Source organism: Streptomyces sp. NPDC029014, from assembly GCF_055564695.1.
The window spans coordinates 1-18009 of the sequence record NZ_JBVHVT010000054.1; the positions used below are offsets into that span (position 1 = coordinate 1).

The 18009-nt window shown below is 73.2% G+C and carries 14 protein-coding genes; 10 read left to right on the forward strand and 4 right to left on the reverse strand.

Translation table 11 applies throughout. The annotated features are described in order from the left end of the window. From ACZ4VL_RS26620 to ACZ4VL_RS26630, 3 genes are all read left to right on the forward strand, one after another. On the forward strand, positions 1-918 hold a 918-nt coding region (locus ACZ4VL_RS26620), incomplete at its 5' end, for a condensation domain-containing protein (RefSeq protein ID WP_468204642.1). Further along, the gene (locus ACZ4VL_RS26625) at positions 915-3287 is read left to right on the forward strand and encodes an ATP-binding cassette domain-containing protein (protein ID WP_468204643.1); all 2373 of its coding nucleotides are present in this window, start codon (positions 915-917) and stop codon (positions 3285-3287) included. The genes ACZ4VL_RS26620 and ACZ4VL_RS26625, both read left to right, overlap by 4 nt. Positions 3288-3312: 25 nt before the next feature. Further along, positions 3313-4146: a methyltransferase domain-containing protein gene (locus ACZ4VL_RS26630; RefSeq protein WP_468204645.1), complete on the forward strand. Its 834-nt coding sequence runs from the start codon at positions 3313-3315 to the stop codon at positions 4144-4146. Here the strand turns inward: ACZ4VL_RS26630 and ACZ4VL_RS26635 are convergent. The 3 genes from ACZ4VL_RS26635 to ACZ4VL_RS26645 are packed head-to-tail and all read right to left on the reverse strand — an operon-like array spanning position 4140 to position 8174. Then, a complete protein-coding gene (locus tag ACZ4VL_RS26635) occupies positions 4140-5987 on the reverse strand; it encodes a pyridoxal phosphate-dependent decarboxylase family protein (RefSeq protein ID WP_468204647.1) in 1848 nt (615 codons plus the stop codon). The two genes, ACZ4VL_RS26630 and ACZ4VL_RS26635, sit on opposite strands and share 7 nt — an antisense overlap. A gap of 27 nt (positions 5988-6014) precedes the next feature. Beyond that, positions 6015-7097 (reverse strand): cupin domain-containing protein, encoded by a 1083-nt coding sequence (locus tag ACZ4VL_RS26640; RefSeq protein ID WP_468204649.1) that lies wholly within the window; start codon positions 7095-7097, stop codon positions 6015-6017. Positions 7098-7133: 36 nt separating this feature from the next. Beyond that, positions 7134-8174 (reverse strand): aminotransferase class I/II-fold pyridoxal phosphate-dependent enzyme, encoded by a 1041-nt coding sequence (locus ACZ4VL_RS26645; protein ID WP_468204651.1) that lies wholly within the window; start codon positions 8172-8174, stop codon positions 7134-7136. A gap of 431 nt (positions 8175-8605) precedes the next feature. Between ACZ4VL_RS26645 and miaB the strand changes: the two genes are divergently transcribed. Together miaB and ACZ4VL_RS26655 are read left to right on the forward strand one after the other, a co-directional pair. Further along, positions 8606-10126, forward strand: a complete 1521-nt coding sequence (gene miaB / locus ACZ4VL_RS26650) for a tRNA (N6-isopentenyl adenosine(37)-C2)-methylthiotransferase MiaB (RefSeq protein WP_404242637.1) — start codon at positions 8606-8608, stop codon at positions 10124-10126. Between the two features lie 127 nt (positions 10127-10253). Further along, positions 10254-10976, forward strand: coding sequence for a class III extradiol ring-cleavage dioxygenase family protein (locus tag ACZ4VL_RS26655; RefSeq protein WP_468204654.1), 723 nt, complete (start codon positions 10254-10256; stop codon positions 10974-10976). A 97-nt stretch (positions 10977-11073) separates the two neighbouring features. On the opposite strand, the gene ACZ4VL_RS26660 is transcribed toward ACZ4VL_RS26655, so the two are convergent. Then, on the reverse strand, positions 11074-11319 hold the full coding sequence (locus tag ACZ4VL_RS26660; RefSeq protein ID WP_468204656.1) for an antitoxin: 246 nt from the start codon (positions 11317-11319) through the stop codon (positions 11074-11076). A 230-nt stretch (positions 11320-11549) separates the two neighbouring features. On the opposite strand from ACZ4VL_RS26660, the gene miaA reads away from it, so the two are divergent. The 5 genes from miaA (at position 11550) to ACZ4VL_RS26685 (ending at position 18007) form a co-directional block, all read left to right on the forward strand. Then, entirely contained in the window at positions 11550-12488 is a 939-nt protein-coding gene (gene miaA / locus ACZ4VL_RS26665) for a tRNA (adenosine(37)-N6)-dimethylallyltransferase MiaA (RefSeq protein ID WP_468204658.1), read from the forward strand. A gap of 131 nt (positions 12489-12619) precedes the next feature. After that, positions 12620-13132, forward strand: coding sequence for a hypothetical protein (locus tag ACZ4VL_RS26670; protein WP_468204707.1), 513 nt, complete (start codon positions 12620-12622; stop codon positions 13130-13132). 119 nt (positions 13133-13251) lie between these two features. Then, positions 13252-14127, forward strand: a complete 876-nt coding sequence (dapF, locus tag ACZ4VL_RS26675; protein ID WP_468204660.1) for a diaminopimelate epimerase — start codon at positions 13252-13254, stop codon at positions 14125-14127. 140 nt (positions 14128-14267) lie between these two features. Next, positions 14268-16358 carry a RelA/SpoT family protein gene (locus ACZ4VL_RS26680; RefSeq protein WP_468204662.1) on the forward strand — a complete coding sequence of 697 codons (2091 nt, stop codon included), beginning with the start codon at positions 14268-14270 and terminating at the stop codon, positions 16356-16358. Positions 16359-16564: 206 nt separating this feature from the next. Beyond that, positions 16565-18007, forward strand: coding sequence for a M1 family metallopeptidase (locus ACZ4VL_RS26685; protein WP_468204664.1), 1443 nt, complete (start codon positions 16565-16567; stop codon positions 18005-18007). Positions 18008-18009: the final 2 nt, after the last annotated feature.

Here is an 18009-nt window from a genome sequence, read left to right on the forward strand (position 1 = left end):
GCCACCGCGTACACCGCCCGGTGCGGGGGCGGGCAGCCGTCCTGGCAGGCGCCGGCCGTCCAGTACGCCGACTACGCGCTGTGGCAGCGGCAGCTGCTCGGCGACCCCGCCGACCCCGACAGCCTCGCCGCCCGCCAACTCGCGTACTGGACCAAGAGCCTCACCGGCGCCCCCGAGGAACTCCGGCTCCCCTACGGCCGGTCCGGTTGCTCCGCCGTCTCCCACTGCGGCGACCACATCAGGGTGAGCATCGACGCCGCGTTGCACGCGCAGCTGGCCGAACTGGCCCGCACCACCGGGACCAGCATGTTCATGGTGCTGCACGCCGCCCTCGCCGCCGTGTTCACCGAGCTGGGCGCCGGTACCGACATCGTCGTCGGCATCCCCGTCGCCGGACGCACCGACCAGGCCCTCGACGACCTCGTGGGCTTCGTCGCCAACCTCCTGGTGCTGCGGACGGACACCTCCGGCGACCCCGCCTTCGGCGAGCTCCTGGAACAGGTCCGCGAGACCGCCCTCGGCGCCTACGCCCACCAGGACCTGCACTTCCTCCAGCTGGCGGAGGCGCTCGGCGCCCCCGGCGCCCTCTACCACGTCATGCTCATCCTGCAGAACACCCCCCAGGGCCACTTCGACCCGCCCGGACTGCACGTGAGCGAAGTCGACGTGGGGACCGGAACGGCCCATGACCCGCTCTGCATCGGCCTGACCGAACGAGAAGGGGCGGACGGGAGCCCGGCCGGCATGGACGGCCTGTTCCGCTTCAACACCGACCTGTTCGACCGGCGGACGATCAGCGACCTCTTCGCCCGCTGGGTGCGGCTGCTGGCCGCGGTCGCACGCTCCCCCCACCTGCCGATGAGCCGTCTCGACCACCGCTCGGCGCCGCTGCGCCCCCTCCCCTCCGAAAACCGGTGACCGCCGCCATGTCCCTGCTGGCACCCCTGCCCATCGCCGCCCCCGCCGCCACGGCCACGCCACGCCCTCCCGACGTCCGGGGAATGCTCCGCGCCCGATCAGTGATCCCCGGCAGACAGCGCTGGGACTTCCCGGAGGTCACGGGCAGGCCCTCCCTCGCCCGCCTGATCGAAGACCTCCTCGCCGCGGACGACGGGATCACCGGAGCACAGGTGAACCCGGTCACCGGCCGGCTGCTGGTGGTGCACGACCCCGGCATCGCCGCCCGGCACATCGCCCTGCGCGTGCACGTGGCCGTCGCCCGCGGCCTGATGCGGGCCGAGGCGCACGCCGCCCGCGGCTCCTCACACGACGGCACGGCGGGCCGGCCGGGGCCGGACGGACGCGCAGCGCCGGCCCGGCGCCGCGTCCCCTCCACGGTCGTGACCAAGGGCGCCGCCCTCGCGACCGTCGCCAGCGTCGCAGCCTTCGCCACGGCCGGGCTGAAGCTGCTCGCCCACCCCGTGGTCAGCCTGGGACTGGCCGCCACGGCGACGGCGATCGTGGTCAGACGGGCATGGCGGCAGTTCGACCGCGCACCACGACCGGAGGGCGCACCGGCGCGTGAGCGTCCGCTGCGGCGCATCATCGGCAAGCACAAGCGGCAGCTCCGCGCGGCGACGTTCCTCTCCGTACTGGCCCAGTTCGCGGAGATGGCGATGTACGCCCTGGTCCCCTCGATCATCCTGGTCCTGGCCCGGGGCGGAAGCACGACCCTGGCGCAGTGGGGCTTGGCGAGCACCGCGGCCCAGCTGTCGGCCCTCGCCGGCGCCGCCGGGCTGGCCTGCGCCGCCATGGCCGCCCTGGGCTACCAGGCCGACGTCAGCTGGCGACGGCTGGGGCAGGCCGTGGAGGACGACTGGCGCACGCGCACCTACGATCACGTACAGCGCCTGGCGCCGGCCGATCTGGAGAACGAGCGCACCAGCCGGATCACCTCGGTGCTGACCGAGGACATCGGCCAGATGGGCTCCTTCGTCAGCACCAACCTGCACGAGGTCGTCCAGCTCGCGACCAGTTTCGCGTTGCTCGTCCCCGTCTACCTGCTGCTCGCCCCGAAGATCGCCTGGGTCGCCTTCGCCCCGGTCCCGCTCGTCACCTGGCTGTCCTTCCGGTTCCACAAGCGCGCGATCGCCGACCACGGTGCCTCCGGCGAGCGGCGCGCCCGGCTGAACGGCCGCATGGCCGAGAACCTCCAGGCCCACACCACCATCAAGGCCGCCTGCGCCGAGGACCACGAGCGGGGGCGCGTCGCCGAGCTGAGCCGTGACTACCGCGAGCTCAACCGGTGCACCGACCGCAGCGCGGCGGCCCGCACCCAGGTCCTGCGGCTGTCCGCCTGCTCGGCGCTGGTCGGAACCCTCCTGCTGGGAGGCAAGGCCGTGCTGTCGGGCACGCTGTCCGGCGTGGCGTTCGGCCCGCTGATCGAAATGCCGGGCAACGCCCTCGCGAAGCTGAACCGCCTCGGCAGCGTCACCGACCAGTACCAGCGCACCCTCACGGCCCTGGACCGCGTGCAGTACCTGCACGACCTGCCGCAGGAGCGCGCCGCCGACGGAGGCCGCCCACTGCCCGCACAGCAGGTCAAGGGGAAGATCGAGCTGCGGAAGGTCGCGTTCGCCTACCCGGGACGCCCCCCGGCGCTGCGCGGCACCTCCCTGACCGTCGGCGCCGGCCAGACCATCGGCATCGTCGGCACGACCGGCGCGGGCAAGACCACCATCGCCAAACTGCTGATGCGGTTCCGCCACCCCAGCCAGGGCGGGGTACTGCTCGACGGCGCGGACGTCCGCACCCTCGCACTGCCCGATCTGCGCCGCACGATCGGCTACGTCTCCCAGGAGCCGTTCCTGTTCGACGCCACGATCGCGGAGAACATCCGCTACGGCACGTTCGACGCCACCGACGAGCAGCTCGCCGCCGCCGCCCGCACCGCAGGGGCGCACGACTTCATCGACGCACTGCCCCACGGCTACGACACTCCGGTCGGCGAACGCGGTGCCGCACTGTCCGGCGGGCAGCGCCAGCGCATCGCGCTGGCCCGGGCCGTCCTGCGCGACCCCCCGGTCGTGATCCTCGACGAGGCCACGTCCGCGGTCGACAACGAGACCGAGGCCGCCATCCAGGACGCCCTCCAGAAGTTCGGGGCCAACCGCACCCTGATCATCATCGCGCACCGGCTGTCCACCGTCCGGGGCTCCGACCGGATCTACGTCCTGGGCGCGGGCGGCCGGGTGACCGAGCAGGGGACCCACGGCGAACTCCTGGCGCGCGACGGCACGTACGCCGGCCTCTGGAGGCTCCAGGCCGGCCGGCTCGTATCCGCCTGACGCAAGACGTACCCCCATCGAACGGATGACCATGACCGCCGTGCACACCCACGAACCCCCACGGGCCGCCACGAGCTGGGACCCGCAGCTGTACCTGCGGTTCCCGGAACACCGGCTGCGGCCCGCACTGGAGCTGCTGGACCGGGTCCGGTTCGACGCTCCCCCCTCCGTCGTCTACGACATCGGGTGCGGTCCCGGCACCATCACCCGACTCCTGACCGAACGCTTCCCCGGCGCCGAGGTGCACGGTGTCGACAGCTCCGCGGACATGCTGCGGACGGCTGCCGAAACGGCGCCCGCGGCGTTCCTGCACCAGGAGGACATCGGCTCGTGGCGCCCCGGGCGCCGTCCCGACCTGCTGTTCGCCAACTCCCTGTTCCACCTGGTTCCCGACCACGGCGCCGTCCTGCGGCGCCTGGCCGGCGACCTCGCCCCCCGCGGTGCACTGGCCCTGCAGATGCCGGTCTTCCACCACGCGCCGTGGTTCCGCCTGATCCTGGAGACGCTGGAGGACGGCGGCCCGGGAGGAGCGCCGCTGGGTCCGCCCGGGCTGCGCGCGGCGCTCTCCCGGGTCCACACCCTGGACGCGGCGGGCTACTACGGCCTGCTCGCGGGTCCCGGCGTCGAACCGGACGTCTGGAGCACGGAGTACCTGCACGTGCTGAGCGGCCCCGACCCGGTGTGGAGCTGGGTCGAGGCCGCCGGTCTGCGGCCCGTCATCGACGGGTTGTCCGCCGCGGAGTTCGGTGCCTTCCGCAGCTCCTACCTGGACCGGTTGCGCGCGGCGTACCCGTCACTCCCCGACGGGCGCACGCTCTTCCCGTTCCGGCGCCTCTTCGTCGTCGCCCACCGTCACTGAACGGCGGGGACACCAGGACCGTCCGGGCCCAGGGCCCGGGAAACGGCGGCCTCCAGGCTCCGCGCCACCGTGTCCAGGGCCCCTGACCCGAGCTCCTTCATGAGGCACAGCCGCAGCACCTGCTCCCGTTCTCCGGGCCGGGAGCGGCCGGTGAGGGTGTTCCCGGAGACGTAGAGGCTGGTCAGCGGTGCCGAGGCGGCCTCGGCGAGGATCGATTCGAGCACCCGGCGGCCGGCGGCGTCCGCCGGGGCCCGGCTCCCGCTCCCGCCCCCGTCGGCGTCCACCGGACCGACCGCCAGGTTGATCATGTTCAGGTCCGGTGGGAAACAGCTGACGATCCGGGGGTCCGCGGCGGCCGTCCCGGAGGGCCGGGGCCGACGGGCCGGTGCGAACCGCTCGTGCAGGCGCTGCGCCGTTGCGATGCAGCCGCCCAGCAGGCGGCCGTAGCCGTCGGCGTGCAGCCCGATCTGCCGGTGCGCCGCCCAGACGGCCGCCGCCGCGGCTCCGGGGCGCGCCCCTTCGAGCGTGTGCGGACCGAAGGGGAGACGGCTGTCGTCCCCGTGGCCGAAGTACGCCGATTCCCGGGCCACGAGGGCGACGGCCCGCCGGTCGCGCAGCACCAGGCTGCCCGCGGGGTACGGGGTGTGTCCGCTCTTGTGCGGGTCCACGGTGACCGAGTCGGCCCCGGGGAGCGCCCGGAAGGCCGCGTGGACCTCCGGTTTCATGCGGGCGCCGCTGCCGTCCAGCGGCCGGTCGTCGTAGGGCGCCATCCCGCCGTCGGGTTCCAGCCACAGGCTGCGGCAGTACCCGCCGAAGGCGGCGTCGACGTGGACGTAGAACGACGCCCCGAAGCGCCGCTCGCACTCGGCCCGCAGCCGCAGAACGGCGTCCAGGTCGTCGACGGCGCCCTCTCCGCTGCTCCCGCACATGGCGATCACCGCCAGGATCGGCCGGCCCCGCTCCAGCAGGTCCCGCACGCGCCGACCGAGCGCGTGCACGTCCAGCCGGTGCTCCGGCGTCAGCCCCACCGGCTCCACGTCCTGCGGTCCCAGCCCGAGCAGGTCGGCGCACTTGTCCCAGGCGTAGTGGGCGCTGCGGGCGAGCAGGAGCGTGCCGGCGGTGTCCGCCTCACGCCGCCGTGCGGCGGCCAGCCGCGCGACCTCGGACAGGAGCCCGCGCCCGGCCAGGGCCTCGACGAGGTCGAGGACCCGGGGGACCGGCATGTTGGCCAGGACGACCGGGGGCACCCCGGCGACGAGGTCGCGGGCGGCGGGGTGGGCCGCCACCGCGGCGGGCACGCTGCGCAGGTTCCGCGCGATCCACACGGCCTCGTAGTTGGCGGCGTGACCGCCGGAGGACAGGTGCGCCCAACCGGTGCCCGGGGCGTACCCGATCAGACGGCACAGGTCCTCGGACACCTCGTGTTCGAGCTCCGTGGTGACCGGGGCGACTTCCGGTGTGACGTTGTTGGGGTTGTAGAGCATCGCGCAGAGGTGGGCCAGACTCGCCGCCACCGGGAGGTCCGTGGTCATGTGGGCCAGGTACAGCGGTGAGGGGAACGGGGTCGACTCCCGCGCGAGCCGCCCCGAGAGCTCGCGCACCAGGTCGCCGACCGTCTTCATGTTCTCGGGCGGCCCGGCGGAGCCGTGCCCGCCGGACCTGCCGTCGGGCACGGGCGGAGCCGGTGCGGCCGCTTGCGCACACCGGGTGTGCCAGCGGTAGTAGTCGTCGGTGACGTGCCGCAGCAGTTCGATGAACGTGTGGCGGTTGTCCGGGTGCGGGAACAAGCCCGCGTTGTCCGGGTGCGGGAACAGGCCCGCATCCGCGTGGGCGTGCCGCATCGGCTCCCCTCCGTCCGGATCGGCGGCTCAGCGCACCATGTGGGCGGCGATGCGGTCGAAGAGCAGGTCGAGCTGGTCCCACGCCTGGCCGCAGACCTGCCGCAGCCGGGCGTACTGCTCGGCGGACAGCCCGCGGAGGTGCTCGCGGCCGAGCTCCCGGTGGTCCTCGTCCACCTCCGAGTGCAGGTCGAAGTAGGAGCTGTCGGCCGCGGACTCCTCGGTGAAGGCCGCCCCGGTGCGCTCGCCGAACACCGCGCAGGACGACTCGATGACCATGTGGACGACCACGATCTTCGCCGCCTCGTCCGCGCCGTGCATCTGCATCACGAACCAGTTGCCGACGGCTTCCAGCATGGGGTCGTAGACCGTCTCGCTGATGCCGTTCTGCTCCTTCAGCAGCACGTCGTGGCCGAACTCCTCCCGCAGGTGGCCCGCGTACACCTCGCGCAGCTGCGGGTCGGAGCAGACCGCCTGCCGGGCGTAGAGCATGCGCTGGAAGTACACCGCCCAGACGTAGAGCGCGGAAACGAAGCGGTCGCGCATCTCGGGGTCCGCCCCCACCCGACCGCTGTCGAACAGGTCGAACATGTGGTGCTTGCCGAACGCGTCCAGCCGCTCTGCGTTGTACTGCTCCAGCTCGACCAGGGACGCGGCGGCGCCGGTGAACTCGACGCGCGGCGCCGACTCCTCCTCGTAGAGCCCGCTGCCCTCGAACTGCACCGACAGCCCCTGGAACTCCTCACCCGGCCTGGTGACGAAACCGTGCCGGGCGCCCGGGGGGACCACGACGGTGTCCCCCTCGGCGAGCTCCTCCTCCTGGTCCCCGAGGAGGCGCACCGAGCCCTTGCAGACCAGGATCATCGACTTGGTCGGATGCTGGTGGACGTCCAGCTGTTCGCCGTCGGCCAGGCGCACCCAGGCCAGCGACAACCGGCCCGCCTCCGGGACGAAGCCGGCCAGGAGGTCGTTGCGCCGGAAGTCGCGCTGCTCCCCGAGGTGGTGGGACTTCCCGTCGACCATGACGGAGGAGATCGCCCGGATGTCCTTGCGCCGGACGGTCACGACGTCGGTGTCCAGCTGTGGCCTGTCGATGGTGAGCGCGTCGGTCATTTTCTGCCTGCTTTCCTGTGGAGGGGGACAGGGGAATCAGAGGTGGGAATGTCGGTCGCTGCGCCGGACGGCGGAAAGTAGCAGAGCGTTTTCCTGCGGTGTTCCGACGGAGATCCGAAGGAATCCGCGCCAGCCTTCCGGCTCGGCGTGCACGGCGATGCGGGAGGCCTGCAGTTCCGCCAGGACGGCGTCCTGGTCGGCCACCCGGACGGTCACGAATCCGGCGTCGGCGAAAACGTCCCGTACACCCGGACAGTCGGCGAGCTCTTTCGCCAGCCGGTCGCGTTCCGTCACGCAGGAGGCCACCCGCGATACGAGCTGCGCGTGGTCGGCCAATTCTGCGGCGGCGGCCTCGGCCACCGGGCCGGGCACGGGAAACGGCGGCCGGACCCGGCGCACCGCCCCGACGAGGTCCGGTGCCCCGAGGACCGCTCCGAGCCGCAGCCCCGCCATGCCCAGCGCCTTCGACATGGACCTCACCGAGACCAGACCCGGACGGGAACCCAGCCGGTGGGCGAGCGAGGGCCGGCCGGTGAACTCGGCGTAGGTCTCGTCGACGATCACGATGCCGTCGAACCGGTCCAGCAGGAGGGCCAGGTCAGCGGCGTCCAGGCAGGTGCTGGTGGGGTTGTTGGGGTTGCAGAGGTAGATCCCCTTGACCGGGAGCGACAGCAGCCGATCGACGTCCAGCCGGTCGTAGCGCACACCACCCAGCGGCACCCGGTACCGCGTCACGCCGTGCAGCGCCGCGAACTGCTCGAAGGAGCCGAAGCTCGGCCACATGACCGCCACGGCGTCCCTGCCCGGCTCGAACAGCGCCCGCAGGAGGAGGTCCAGTGCCTCCGTGGCCCCACGGGTGATGGCGACGTCCGGCTGCAGGGGTCGACCGCCGCCGTCCTCCGCGCGGGGCGGGGACGGATCGAGGACCTCGAGCGCCGCCAGGTAGAGGGGTGCGAGGAAATCCGGCGAGTGTTCGGGATAACGGCGGTACCGCCCGGCGAAGGGGTTCTCGTTGGAGCGGAGGTCGACGAATCCGAGACTTTCCGGCCTGGGGCCGGACGGACCCAGTAACCCCATGGAAAGGACGGACTCCCTTGCCTGCCTGAGCATTCTACGAGGCATGGGGCAACCTATCTCGCATCACAGTGACGTCATGCTTCCCGATGGAGGAGGAATGGGGTGAGCAATTCCGTGCACGAATCCACGGTGGGACACCCCGCGGCGGGGGTGTTGCGCACAGTGTTACGGGTCGACGCCGAATTGTGCAACCTTCGCCCAACGCCCCTGCGCGGCCGCGAATATCCTAAAATCCTCCAGGATTTCATTTCGTGTGACGGGGAAAACGTTTCGGTCGACGGAATGCATTCCATGCATTCGGAAACGGCGCCGCAAAGGGAGTGCGTCGTGCCGGGCCGGAGCCGGCGGCCGGCGGCCGGCCCGCGCGGCTCCGCCGGGGCCGGGACGGGCTGCGGCGGTGGGCCCTCCCCGGCAGCACCTACCCTTGTTCCATGACCAGCAGCAGCGACCGGAGCACGGCAGTGGACGTCAAGGGAACATACGAGGTGCGCACCTACGGGTGCCAGATGAACGTGCACGACTCCGAGCGACTCTCCGGACTGCTGGAAGAGGCGGGCTACACCCGGGCCCCGGAGGGCTCGGACGGCGACGCAGACGTCGTGGTGTTCAACACCTGCGCCGTCCGGGAGAACGCCGACAACAAGCTCTACGGCAACCTCGGCCGGCTCGCCCCGATGAAGACCAAGCGCCCCGGCATGCAGATCGCCGTCGGCGGCTGCCTGGCGCAGAAGGACCGCGACACGATCGTCAAGAAGGCCCCGTGGGTCGACGTCGTCTTCGGTACCCACAACATCGGCAAGCTGCCCGTCCTGCTGGAGCGCGCCCGCATCCAGGAAGAGGCGCAGATCGAGATCGCCGAGTCGCTGGAGGCCTTCCCCTCCACGCTGCCGACCCGCCGCGAGTCCGCCTACGCCGCCTGGGTCTCGATCTCCGTCGGCTGCAACAACACCTGCACCTTCTGCATCGTCCCGGCCCTGCGCGGCAAGGAAGAGGACCGCCGCCCCGGCGACATCCTCGCCGAGATCGAGGCCCTGGTCGGCGAGGGCGTCTCCGAGATCACCCTGCTCGGCCAGAACGTCAACGCGTACGGATCCGACCTGGGCGACCGCGAGGCGTTCTCCAAGCTGCTGCGCGCCTGCGGGCAGATCGAGGGCCTGGAGCGGGTCCGCTTCACCTCCCCGCACCCGCGCGACTTCACGGACGACGTGATCGCGGCCATGGCCGAGACCCCGAACGTGATGCCGCAGCTGCACATGCCGCTCCAGTCCGGCTCGGACCGGGTCCTGAAGGCGATGCGCCGCTCGTACCGCCAGGAGCGCTTCCTCGGCATCATCGAGAAGGTCCGCGCCGCCATCCCGCACGCCGCGATCTCCACCGACATCATCGTGGGCTTCCCCGGCGAGACCGAGGAGGACTTCGAGCAGACCATGCACACGGTCCGCGAGGCGCGTTTCGCCAGCGCCTTCACCTTCCAGTACTCCAAGCGCCCCGGGACCCCGGCCGCCGACATGGAGGGACAGATCCCCAAGGAGGTCGTCCAGGACCGCTACATGCGCCTGGTGGCCCTCCAGGAGGAGATCTCCTGGGAGGAGAACAAGAAGCAGGTCGGCCGCACCCTGGAGGTCATGGTCGCGGAGGGCGAGGGCCGCAAGGACGGCGCCACGCACCGCCTGTCCGGCCGCGCCCCCGACAACCGCCTGGTCCACTTCACGAAGCCCGACGAGGACGTCCGCCCCGGCGACGTCGTCACCGTGGAGATCACCTACGCGGCCCCGCACCACCTCCTCGCCGAGGGCCCCACGCAGTCCGTGCGGCGCACCCGCGCCGGCGACGCCTGGGAGAAGCGCAACGCCGCCCCGGCGCAGCCGCAGGGCGTCATGCTCGGCATCCCCACGCTGGGCGTCCCCGCCCCGCTGCCGGCGTCGGCCCCGTCCTGCGGCGTCACCGGCTGAGCCCGTCTGCGCGGCAGCCGCCGGCAGCCGTCCCGCCGGGCCGTGGCGGGGCGCTGCCGACGGCTGGTGCCGTGCCGCACGTCGCGGGGTGGTGAACCTTTCCGGTCACAGCACTAGGCTGCGGATCATGCTCGTAGCCGCCGCCGTCTGCCCCGCCCCGCCGCTCCTCGTGCCCGAGGTCGCCGCGGGGGCCGCCGCCGAACTCGGCGACGCCCGCACCGCCTGTTCCGACGCCCTCGCGGTGCTCGCCGCATCCCGCCCCGACCTGCTCGTCGTCGTGGGCGCCGCCGCCGAGGAAGCGGAAGCCGGGGCCTACCGGCAGGGTGCCCGCGGCAGCTTCCGGCGCTTCGGCGTCGGGGTCGACGTACGCCTCGGAGACGGGGGACGGGACGGTGCTGCGGGCGCGCGGCAGCTGCCGCCGGCCCTGGCCGTCGGGGCCTGGCTCCTCGACCACGCACGCTGGGGCGCCGCTCCCCTGGAAGGGCTCGCCGTGCCCGAGGCCCTCGACACCGCCCGCTGCCTCGACGCGGGCCGTGAACTCGCCGCGCGCGCCGACCGCGTCGCCCTCCTCGTCATGGGTGACGGCAGCGCCTGCCGGACCGTGAAGGCCCCCGGCTACCTGGACGAGCGCGCCGCCCCCTTCGACGCCGGCGCCGCGCGCGCCCTCGCCGACGCCGACACCGCCGCGCTCGCCGCCCTCGACGCCGGCCTCGCCCGCGAACTCCAGGCCGCCGGCCGGGCCCCCTGGCAGGTGCTGGCCGGCGCGGCCGAGGGCGCCGGCCTGGGCGGGCGGCTGCTGTACGAGGACGCCCCGTACGGCGTCGGCTACTTCGTCGCCACCTGGTCCTAGCGGCCGCACCCGGCGCGGCCAGGCCGCGGCCGGGCCGCGCCGAACGCGGGGAAGGGGCGCCGGGCCCGTCGGCCCGCGCCCCTCACCGGGACCGCGGTCAGGAGGCGGGCGGCGGCGTCTGCCCGCCGGGGGCGTCCTTGTGCGCGATCTTGCCCAGGGCTTCCTTCGCCTTGCCCGTCCCGGACGCGAGCTTGTCGCTGTACTTGCCGTGCGTCTTCGAGTCCACGGCCTTCGCGACCTTGTCCAGACCCTCGCCGATCCTGCCCTCGTTCTTGTGGGCGAGGTCGCCGACCTTCTCCTTCGCCGGAGCGAGCTTGGCCTTCAGTGTGTCCAGCAGGCCCATGGATCACCTTCCCGTGGCGGTTGAAAAACCGGTCAAACACCCCCATCTTCATTGCTTCCAACGCTACTCGTGCGGGTGAAGTTCCGCCCGGACCGGCCGGGCCCGCGCCGGGCCCGGCCGCCCCGCGCCGGGCGCACTCCCGGCGGCAGCATGCCGCGGGAACGACCCCGCCCCCGCCCCGTCACGTAACCCGATCGGGTAGGAGCCGGACGGTTTGCGAGACTGGGGCGGTGAGCAAAGCAGCCCCCACCCCGCCGGTCATCGCCGTCGTCGGCCCCACCGCGGCCGGAAAGTCCGACCTGGGCGTGGCCCTGGCCCGCCATTTCGACGGCGAAGTCATCAACGCCGACTCCATGCAGCTCTACCGCGGGATGGACATCGGCACCGCCAAACTGACGGAAGAAGAACGCGGCGGGGTCCCGCACCACCTCCTGGACATCTGGGACGTGACCGAGACGGCGAGCGTCGCCGAATACCAGCGCCTGGCCCGCACCGAGATCGACGAGCTGCTCGCCCAGGGCCGCACCCCCGTCCTCGTCGGCGGATCCGGGCTGTACGTCCGCGGCGCCCTCGACGCCATGGAGTTCCCCGGCACCGACCCCGACGTCCGCGCCCGGCTGGAGGAGGAACTCGCCGAGCGCGGCCCCGGCGTCCTGCACGCCCGGCTCGCCGCCGCCGACCCGGCCGCGGCGCAGGCGATCCTGCCGAGCAACGGCCGCCGCATCGTCCGCGCCCTGGAGGTCATCGAGATCACCGGGAAGCCGTTCACCGCCAACCTGCCCGGCCACGAGTCCGTGTACGACACCGTCCAGATCGGCGTCGACGTGGCCCGCCCGGAGCTCGACGAGCGGATCGCGCGGCGCGTGGACCGGATGTGGGAGGACGGGCTCGTCGACGAGGTCCGGACCCTGGAGGCCCGCGGCCTGCGCGACGGGATCACCGCCTCCAGGGCGCTGGGCTACCAGCAGGTGCTGGCCGCCCTGGCCGGGGAGTGCACCGAGGACGAGGCCAGGGCCGAGACGGTCCGGGCCACCAAGCGGTTCGCCCGCCGTCAGGACTCCTGGTTCCGCCGCGACCCCCGCGTCCACTGGCTCAGCGGAGCCGTCGCGGACCGCCGGGAACTCCCCGGACTCGCGCAGTCGTTGGTCGAACGAGCGGTTACAGCCTGATCACGTGATGGCATCGGGACGCCCCGCGCGCGCGTTCGGAGCCCCGGGCCGTGCCATCATCAAATTCCGCGGGTGTGGTCACCGGCGGTGAACGGCAACGTGCGAAGTCCGAGTGGGGAGGGCGCGTGGCGATGGAGGCCGGCCCTCGTGACACCGGGCGGGACGGGACGCGGGGGACGACGGACCCGGCGGTCCTCGGCGAACCCGCCGTCCCCGAAGAGCTCGGGCTGCCCGCCGACCCTGCCCGGCTGACCTCCGACGGCCCCGACGTCTCCGGCTCCGCCGAGGGCGAGGACGCCGGCGGCCCCGAGTTCGAGGTCGAGCTGCGCCCGCAGCGCCGGCTGCGGATCTGGCAGATCGCCCCGATCGTGATGCTGGCCGCCGCAGGCTCCCTGATGTTCGCCTTCCCCCTCGCCTTCGAGTTCGGCGACGGCGGAGCCGTGGTCGCCATGCTCGGCTTCCTGATCAGCTGCTGCGCCGCCGGCTGGGGCATGATGGCCGCCCGCCGCGTCGGCTACACCTGGCCCGGGCTCCCGCCCCGGGGCAGCGGCCGCCGCCCCGACTGGCGCATGGCCGCGCTGTACGCCCTGGTCGTGCTGGCCGTCGTAGGCCTCGCGGTCTACCGGGTGGCCCGGCTCCGGTAGCGCCCGGCTCCCGTAGCGCCCGAGCGTCGTGTGGCGCCCGAGCGTCGTGTGGCGCCCGAGCGTCGTGTGGCGGCCGTGCCCGGCGGCCCGTGGGAAACCCCCCTCGGTACGATGGGCACGTGACGCAGACCAGCCTCTCCTTCCTCAAGGGCCACGGCACCGAGAACGACTTCGTGATCGTCCCGGACCCGGACAACACCGTCGACCTGTCCGCCGCAGCCGTCGTGAAGCTGTGCGACCGGCGCGCCGGGATCGGCGCGGACGGAGTGCTGCACGTCGTCCGGTCCGCCGCCCACCCCGAGGCCGCGCACCTGGCCGACGAGGCCGAGTGGTTCATGGACTACCGCAACAGCGACGGCTCCGTCGCCGAGATGTGCGGCAACGGCGTCCGCGTCTTCGCCCGCTACCTGCAGTACGCCGGCCACGTCGAACCCGGCGACCTCGCCGTCGCCACCCGCGGCGGCATCAAGCAGGTGCACCTCGACAAGAGCGGCGACGTCACCGTCTCCATGGGCCGCGCCGCCCTCCCGGAGGAGCAGGTCACCGTCGTCGTCGGCGAGCGCGCCTGGCCCGCCCGCAACGTGAACATGGGCAACCCGCACGCCGTCGCCTTCGTCGACAGCCTCGACCACGCCGGAAGGCTGCTGGACCCGCCCCAGTACAGCCCCGCCGAGGTCTACCCGGCCGGCGTCAACATCGAGTTCGTCATCGACCGCGGCCCCCGGCACGTCGCCATGCGCGTCCACGAGCGCGGCTCCGGCGAGACCCGCTCCTGCGGCACCGGCGCCTGCGCCGTCGCCGTGGCAGCCATCCGCCGCGACGGCGCCGACCCGGCCGTCAGCGGACAGCCCGTCACGTACACCGTGGACCTCCTCGGCGGCACCCTCCTGATCACCGAGCACCCCGACGGCCGGATCGACATGACCGGACCGGCCGTGATCGTGGCTGCGGGGGAGCTGGACCCCGCCTGGCTGACCGAAACGGTCTTCGCCTGAAGATTCCCTCTCATGGGTGATCCGTTTCACGCTCAGCGAGAGGCGGACTGCGCCACGTGGTGGGGCCGGTAGCATCAGACACCGGCCCTGAGGGCTCACCCCATGCCCACCGCAGCCGGTCGAAGCCGCCGGAGGTGCCCATGAGTGCAGAGGCCACGAACCCCGAAGCACGTCCCGAAGCGCGCCCCGAGCTCCGCAGACGGGGCCGGACCCGCATTGACCTGCGCCGACTCGGGCGTGCGGCCCTCCTCGGGCCAACGCCCCGGGACCGGCTGCCCGACGCCATCGGCCATGTGGCCGAGGCGCACCGCGCCCACCATCCCACCGCGGACCTGTCCGTCCTGCGCCGCGCGTACGTGCTCGCGGAGTCCTCGCACCGCGGCCAGATGCGCAAGAGCGGTGAGCCGTACATCACACACCCGCTCGCCGTCACCCTGATCCTCGCCGAACTCGGCGCCGAGACCACCACGTTGACGGCCTCCCTGCTCCACGACACCGTCGAGGACACCGACGTGACCCTCGATCAGGTCCGCGCCGAGTTCGGGGACGAGGTCTGCTTCATCGTCGACGGCGTCACCAAGGTCGAGAAGATCGACTACGGGGCGGCCGCCGAGCCCGAGACCTTCCGCAAGATGCTCGTCGCCACCGGCAACGACGTCCGCGTCATGTCCATCAAACTCGCCGACCGGCTGCACAACATGCGCACCCTCGGCGTGATGCGCCCCGAGAAACAGGCCCGCATCGCCAAGGTCACCCGGGACGTGCTCATCCCGCTCGCCGAACGGCTCGGCGTACAGGCCCTGAAGACCGAACTGGAAGACCTCGTCTTCGCGATCCTGCACCCCGAGGAGTACGAGCGCACCCGCGCCCTCATCGCGGCCCACGCCGGCGAGGCCGACCCGCTGCCCGGCATCGCCGAGTCCGTACGGGCCGTCCTGCGCGACGCCGGCATCGCCGCGGAGGTCCAGGTGCGGCCCCGACACTTCGTCTCCGTCCACCGCGTCGCCCTCAAACGCGGCGAGCTGCGCGGCTCCGACTTCGGCCGCGTCCTCGTCCTCGTCGGGGAGAACGCCGACTGCTACGGGGTGCTGGGGGAACTGCACACCTGCTTCACCCCGGTCATCTCGGAGTTCAAGGACTTCATCGCCGCCCCGAAGTTCAACCTCTACCAGTCCCTGCACACCGCCGTCGCCACCCCCGACGGGTACGTCGCCGAGGTCATCGTCCGCACCCGGCAGATGCACCGCGTCGCCGAAGCCGGGGTGGTCGCACTCGGCAACCCGTACGCCACCGCCGCCGCGGCCGCAGTGGTGGACGGCGGCGACGGCGACGAGGAACGCGTAGACCCCACCCGGCCCGGCTGGCTGGCGCGGCTGCTCGACTGGCAGCGCTCCGCCCCCGACCCCGACGCCTTCTGGAGCGGGCTGCGCGCCGAACTCGCCCAGGACCGGGAGATCACCGTCTTCCGCGCCGACGGCGGCACGCTGGGCCTGCCCGCCGGCGCCACCTGCATCGACGCCGCCTACGCCCAGTACGGGGAGACCGCCCACGGCTGTATCGGCGCCCGGGTCAACGGGCGCCTCGCCTCCCTGGGCACCCGGCTGTCCGACGGGGACACCGTGCAGCTGCTTCTCGCCCAGGACGCCTCCTCCGGTCCCGCCGCCGAATGGCTGGGACACGCCAAGACCCAGGCCGCCCGGATCGCCATCGGCAGCTGGCTCCGGGACCACCCCGACGGGGACACCCCCACCACCACCCCCGCCCGGGCCCCGCTGTCGGTGGTCGGGGCCCGGGGCGGCGGCGGCAACGCGGTGGCCGACCTGCCCGACGCCACCGTGCGGCTCGCCGGCTGCTGCACGCCCGTGCCGCCCGACGAGATCGCCGGCTTCGTCGTCCGGGGCGGGGCCGTCACCGTCCACCGCGTCGAGTGCGCCTCCGTGGCCCAGATGCGCTCGCTGGGCCGCACCTCGGTCGCCGTGCACTGGCGGGCCACCGCGGACTGCCGGGTCACCCTGACCGCGGAATCGTTCGGCCGCCCGCACCTGCTGGCCGACCTGACCGAGGCCATCGCCCGACAAGGGGTCGAGGTCGTCTCGGCGACCGTGGAACCGCCCGTCGAGCAGCGGGTCCGGCACAGCTACACCCTCCAGCTGCCGGACGCGTCCGTGCTGCCGGCGCTGATGCGGGCGATGCGGGACGTGCCGGGGGTCTACGACGTGGCCCGGGCGTAGGGCGGAGCCGGGAGCCGGGAGCCGGGAGCCAGGAGCTGGGGCCGGGGCGGGAGTCGGGGGCAGCGCGGGCCCGGGCCCGACGGGGCGCGACCGCCGGGCGGGGAGTCTGCCGCACGGCGGCCGGGCCGGCGCCGGAAGGTCCCGTTCGGGTGGACCCGTCGCGCGCCGTGCCCGGGCGGGTGGCGGGCGCTGGTATGCGGTGGGGGATGCAGCTCACCTCCCCGCGCCTGCGCGCCGCCCTGCTCGCCGCGGCCTCCCTCGCCCTCACCGCCGCCGCGCTGCCCCCGCCGCCGCTGGGCATCGGCGACGCGCTCTTCCCGCAGCTGGGCAACCCCGGGTACGACGTCCTCGCGTACGACCTGTCCCTCACCTACCGGGACAACTCGACCCCCCTCGACGCGGTCACGAAGATCGACGCCCGCGCCCAGGCGCCGCTGGAGCGGATCAACCTCGACTTCACCCACGGCACGGTCGCCTCCGCCGAGGTCAACGGGCAGCCGGCACGCTTCGAGAGCGCCGGGGAGGACCTCGTGCTCACCCCCGCCGCCCCGGTGGTCCCTGGCGTCCCGCTGCACATCACCGTCAGGCACACCAGCGACCCGCGCGGCATCGCCGACGGCGGCTGGGTGCCCACCGAGGACGGCCTCGCCATGGCCAACCAGGCCGACGCCGCCCACCGCGTCTTCCCGTGCAACGACCACCCCGCCGACAAGGCGTACTTCACCTTCCGGATCAACACCCCGGCCGGGCTCACGGCCGTCGCCAACGGCCTGCCGGGCGCCCTCCCGGCCCGCAGCGCGACGGGCGGGACCACGTGGACGTACCGGACCCTGCACCCCATGGCCACCGAGCTCGCCCAGGTGTCCATCGGCGACTCGGCCGTCGTCGAGCGCAACGGGCCGCACGGACTGCCCCTGCGCGACGTCGTCCCCGCCGCCGACCGAGAACGGCTCGAACCCTGGCTGAAGAAGACTCCAGGACACATCGAGTGGATGGAGAAGCGCGTCGGCCGCTACCCCTTCGAGACGTACGGGGTGCTGATCGCCAAGGCCCGGACCGGCTTCGAGCTGGAGACGCAGACCCTCTCCCTCTTCGAGAGCGGCATCTTCTCCGGCGAGGGCTACCCTGAGTGGTACGTCGAGGCCGTCATGGTCCACGAGCTCGCCCACCAGTGGTTCGGCAACAGCGTCACCCCGCGCACCTGGTCCGACCTCTGGCTCAACGAGGGACACGCCACCTGGTACGAGGCCCTGTACGCCGACGGCCTCGGCACGTACTCCCTGGAGCGGCGCATGCGCGAGGCGTACCAGCGCTCCGACCAGTGGCGCGCGGCCGGCGGGCCCCCGGCGGCGCCCAAGCCGGCCGCCCCCGGTGAGAAGATCGGACTCTTCCGGCCCGCCGTCTACGACGGGGCCGCCCTGATCCTCTACGCGCTGCGGCAGGAGATGGGCGCGGCCGCCTTCGAGCGGCTGGAGCGGCGCTGGGTCACCGAGCACCGGGACTCCGTCGCGGGCACGCAGGACTTCGTCCGCGCGGCCTCCGAGGTGGCCGGACGGGACCTGAAGGCCTTCCTGGAGCCCTGGCTGTACGGAAAGACGACGCCGGCGATGCCCGGCCATCCGGAATGGAGCGGACCGAAAAGCGTGTGACC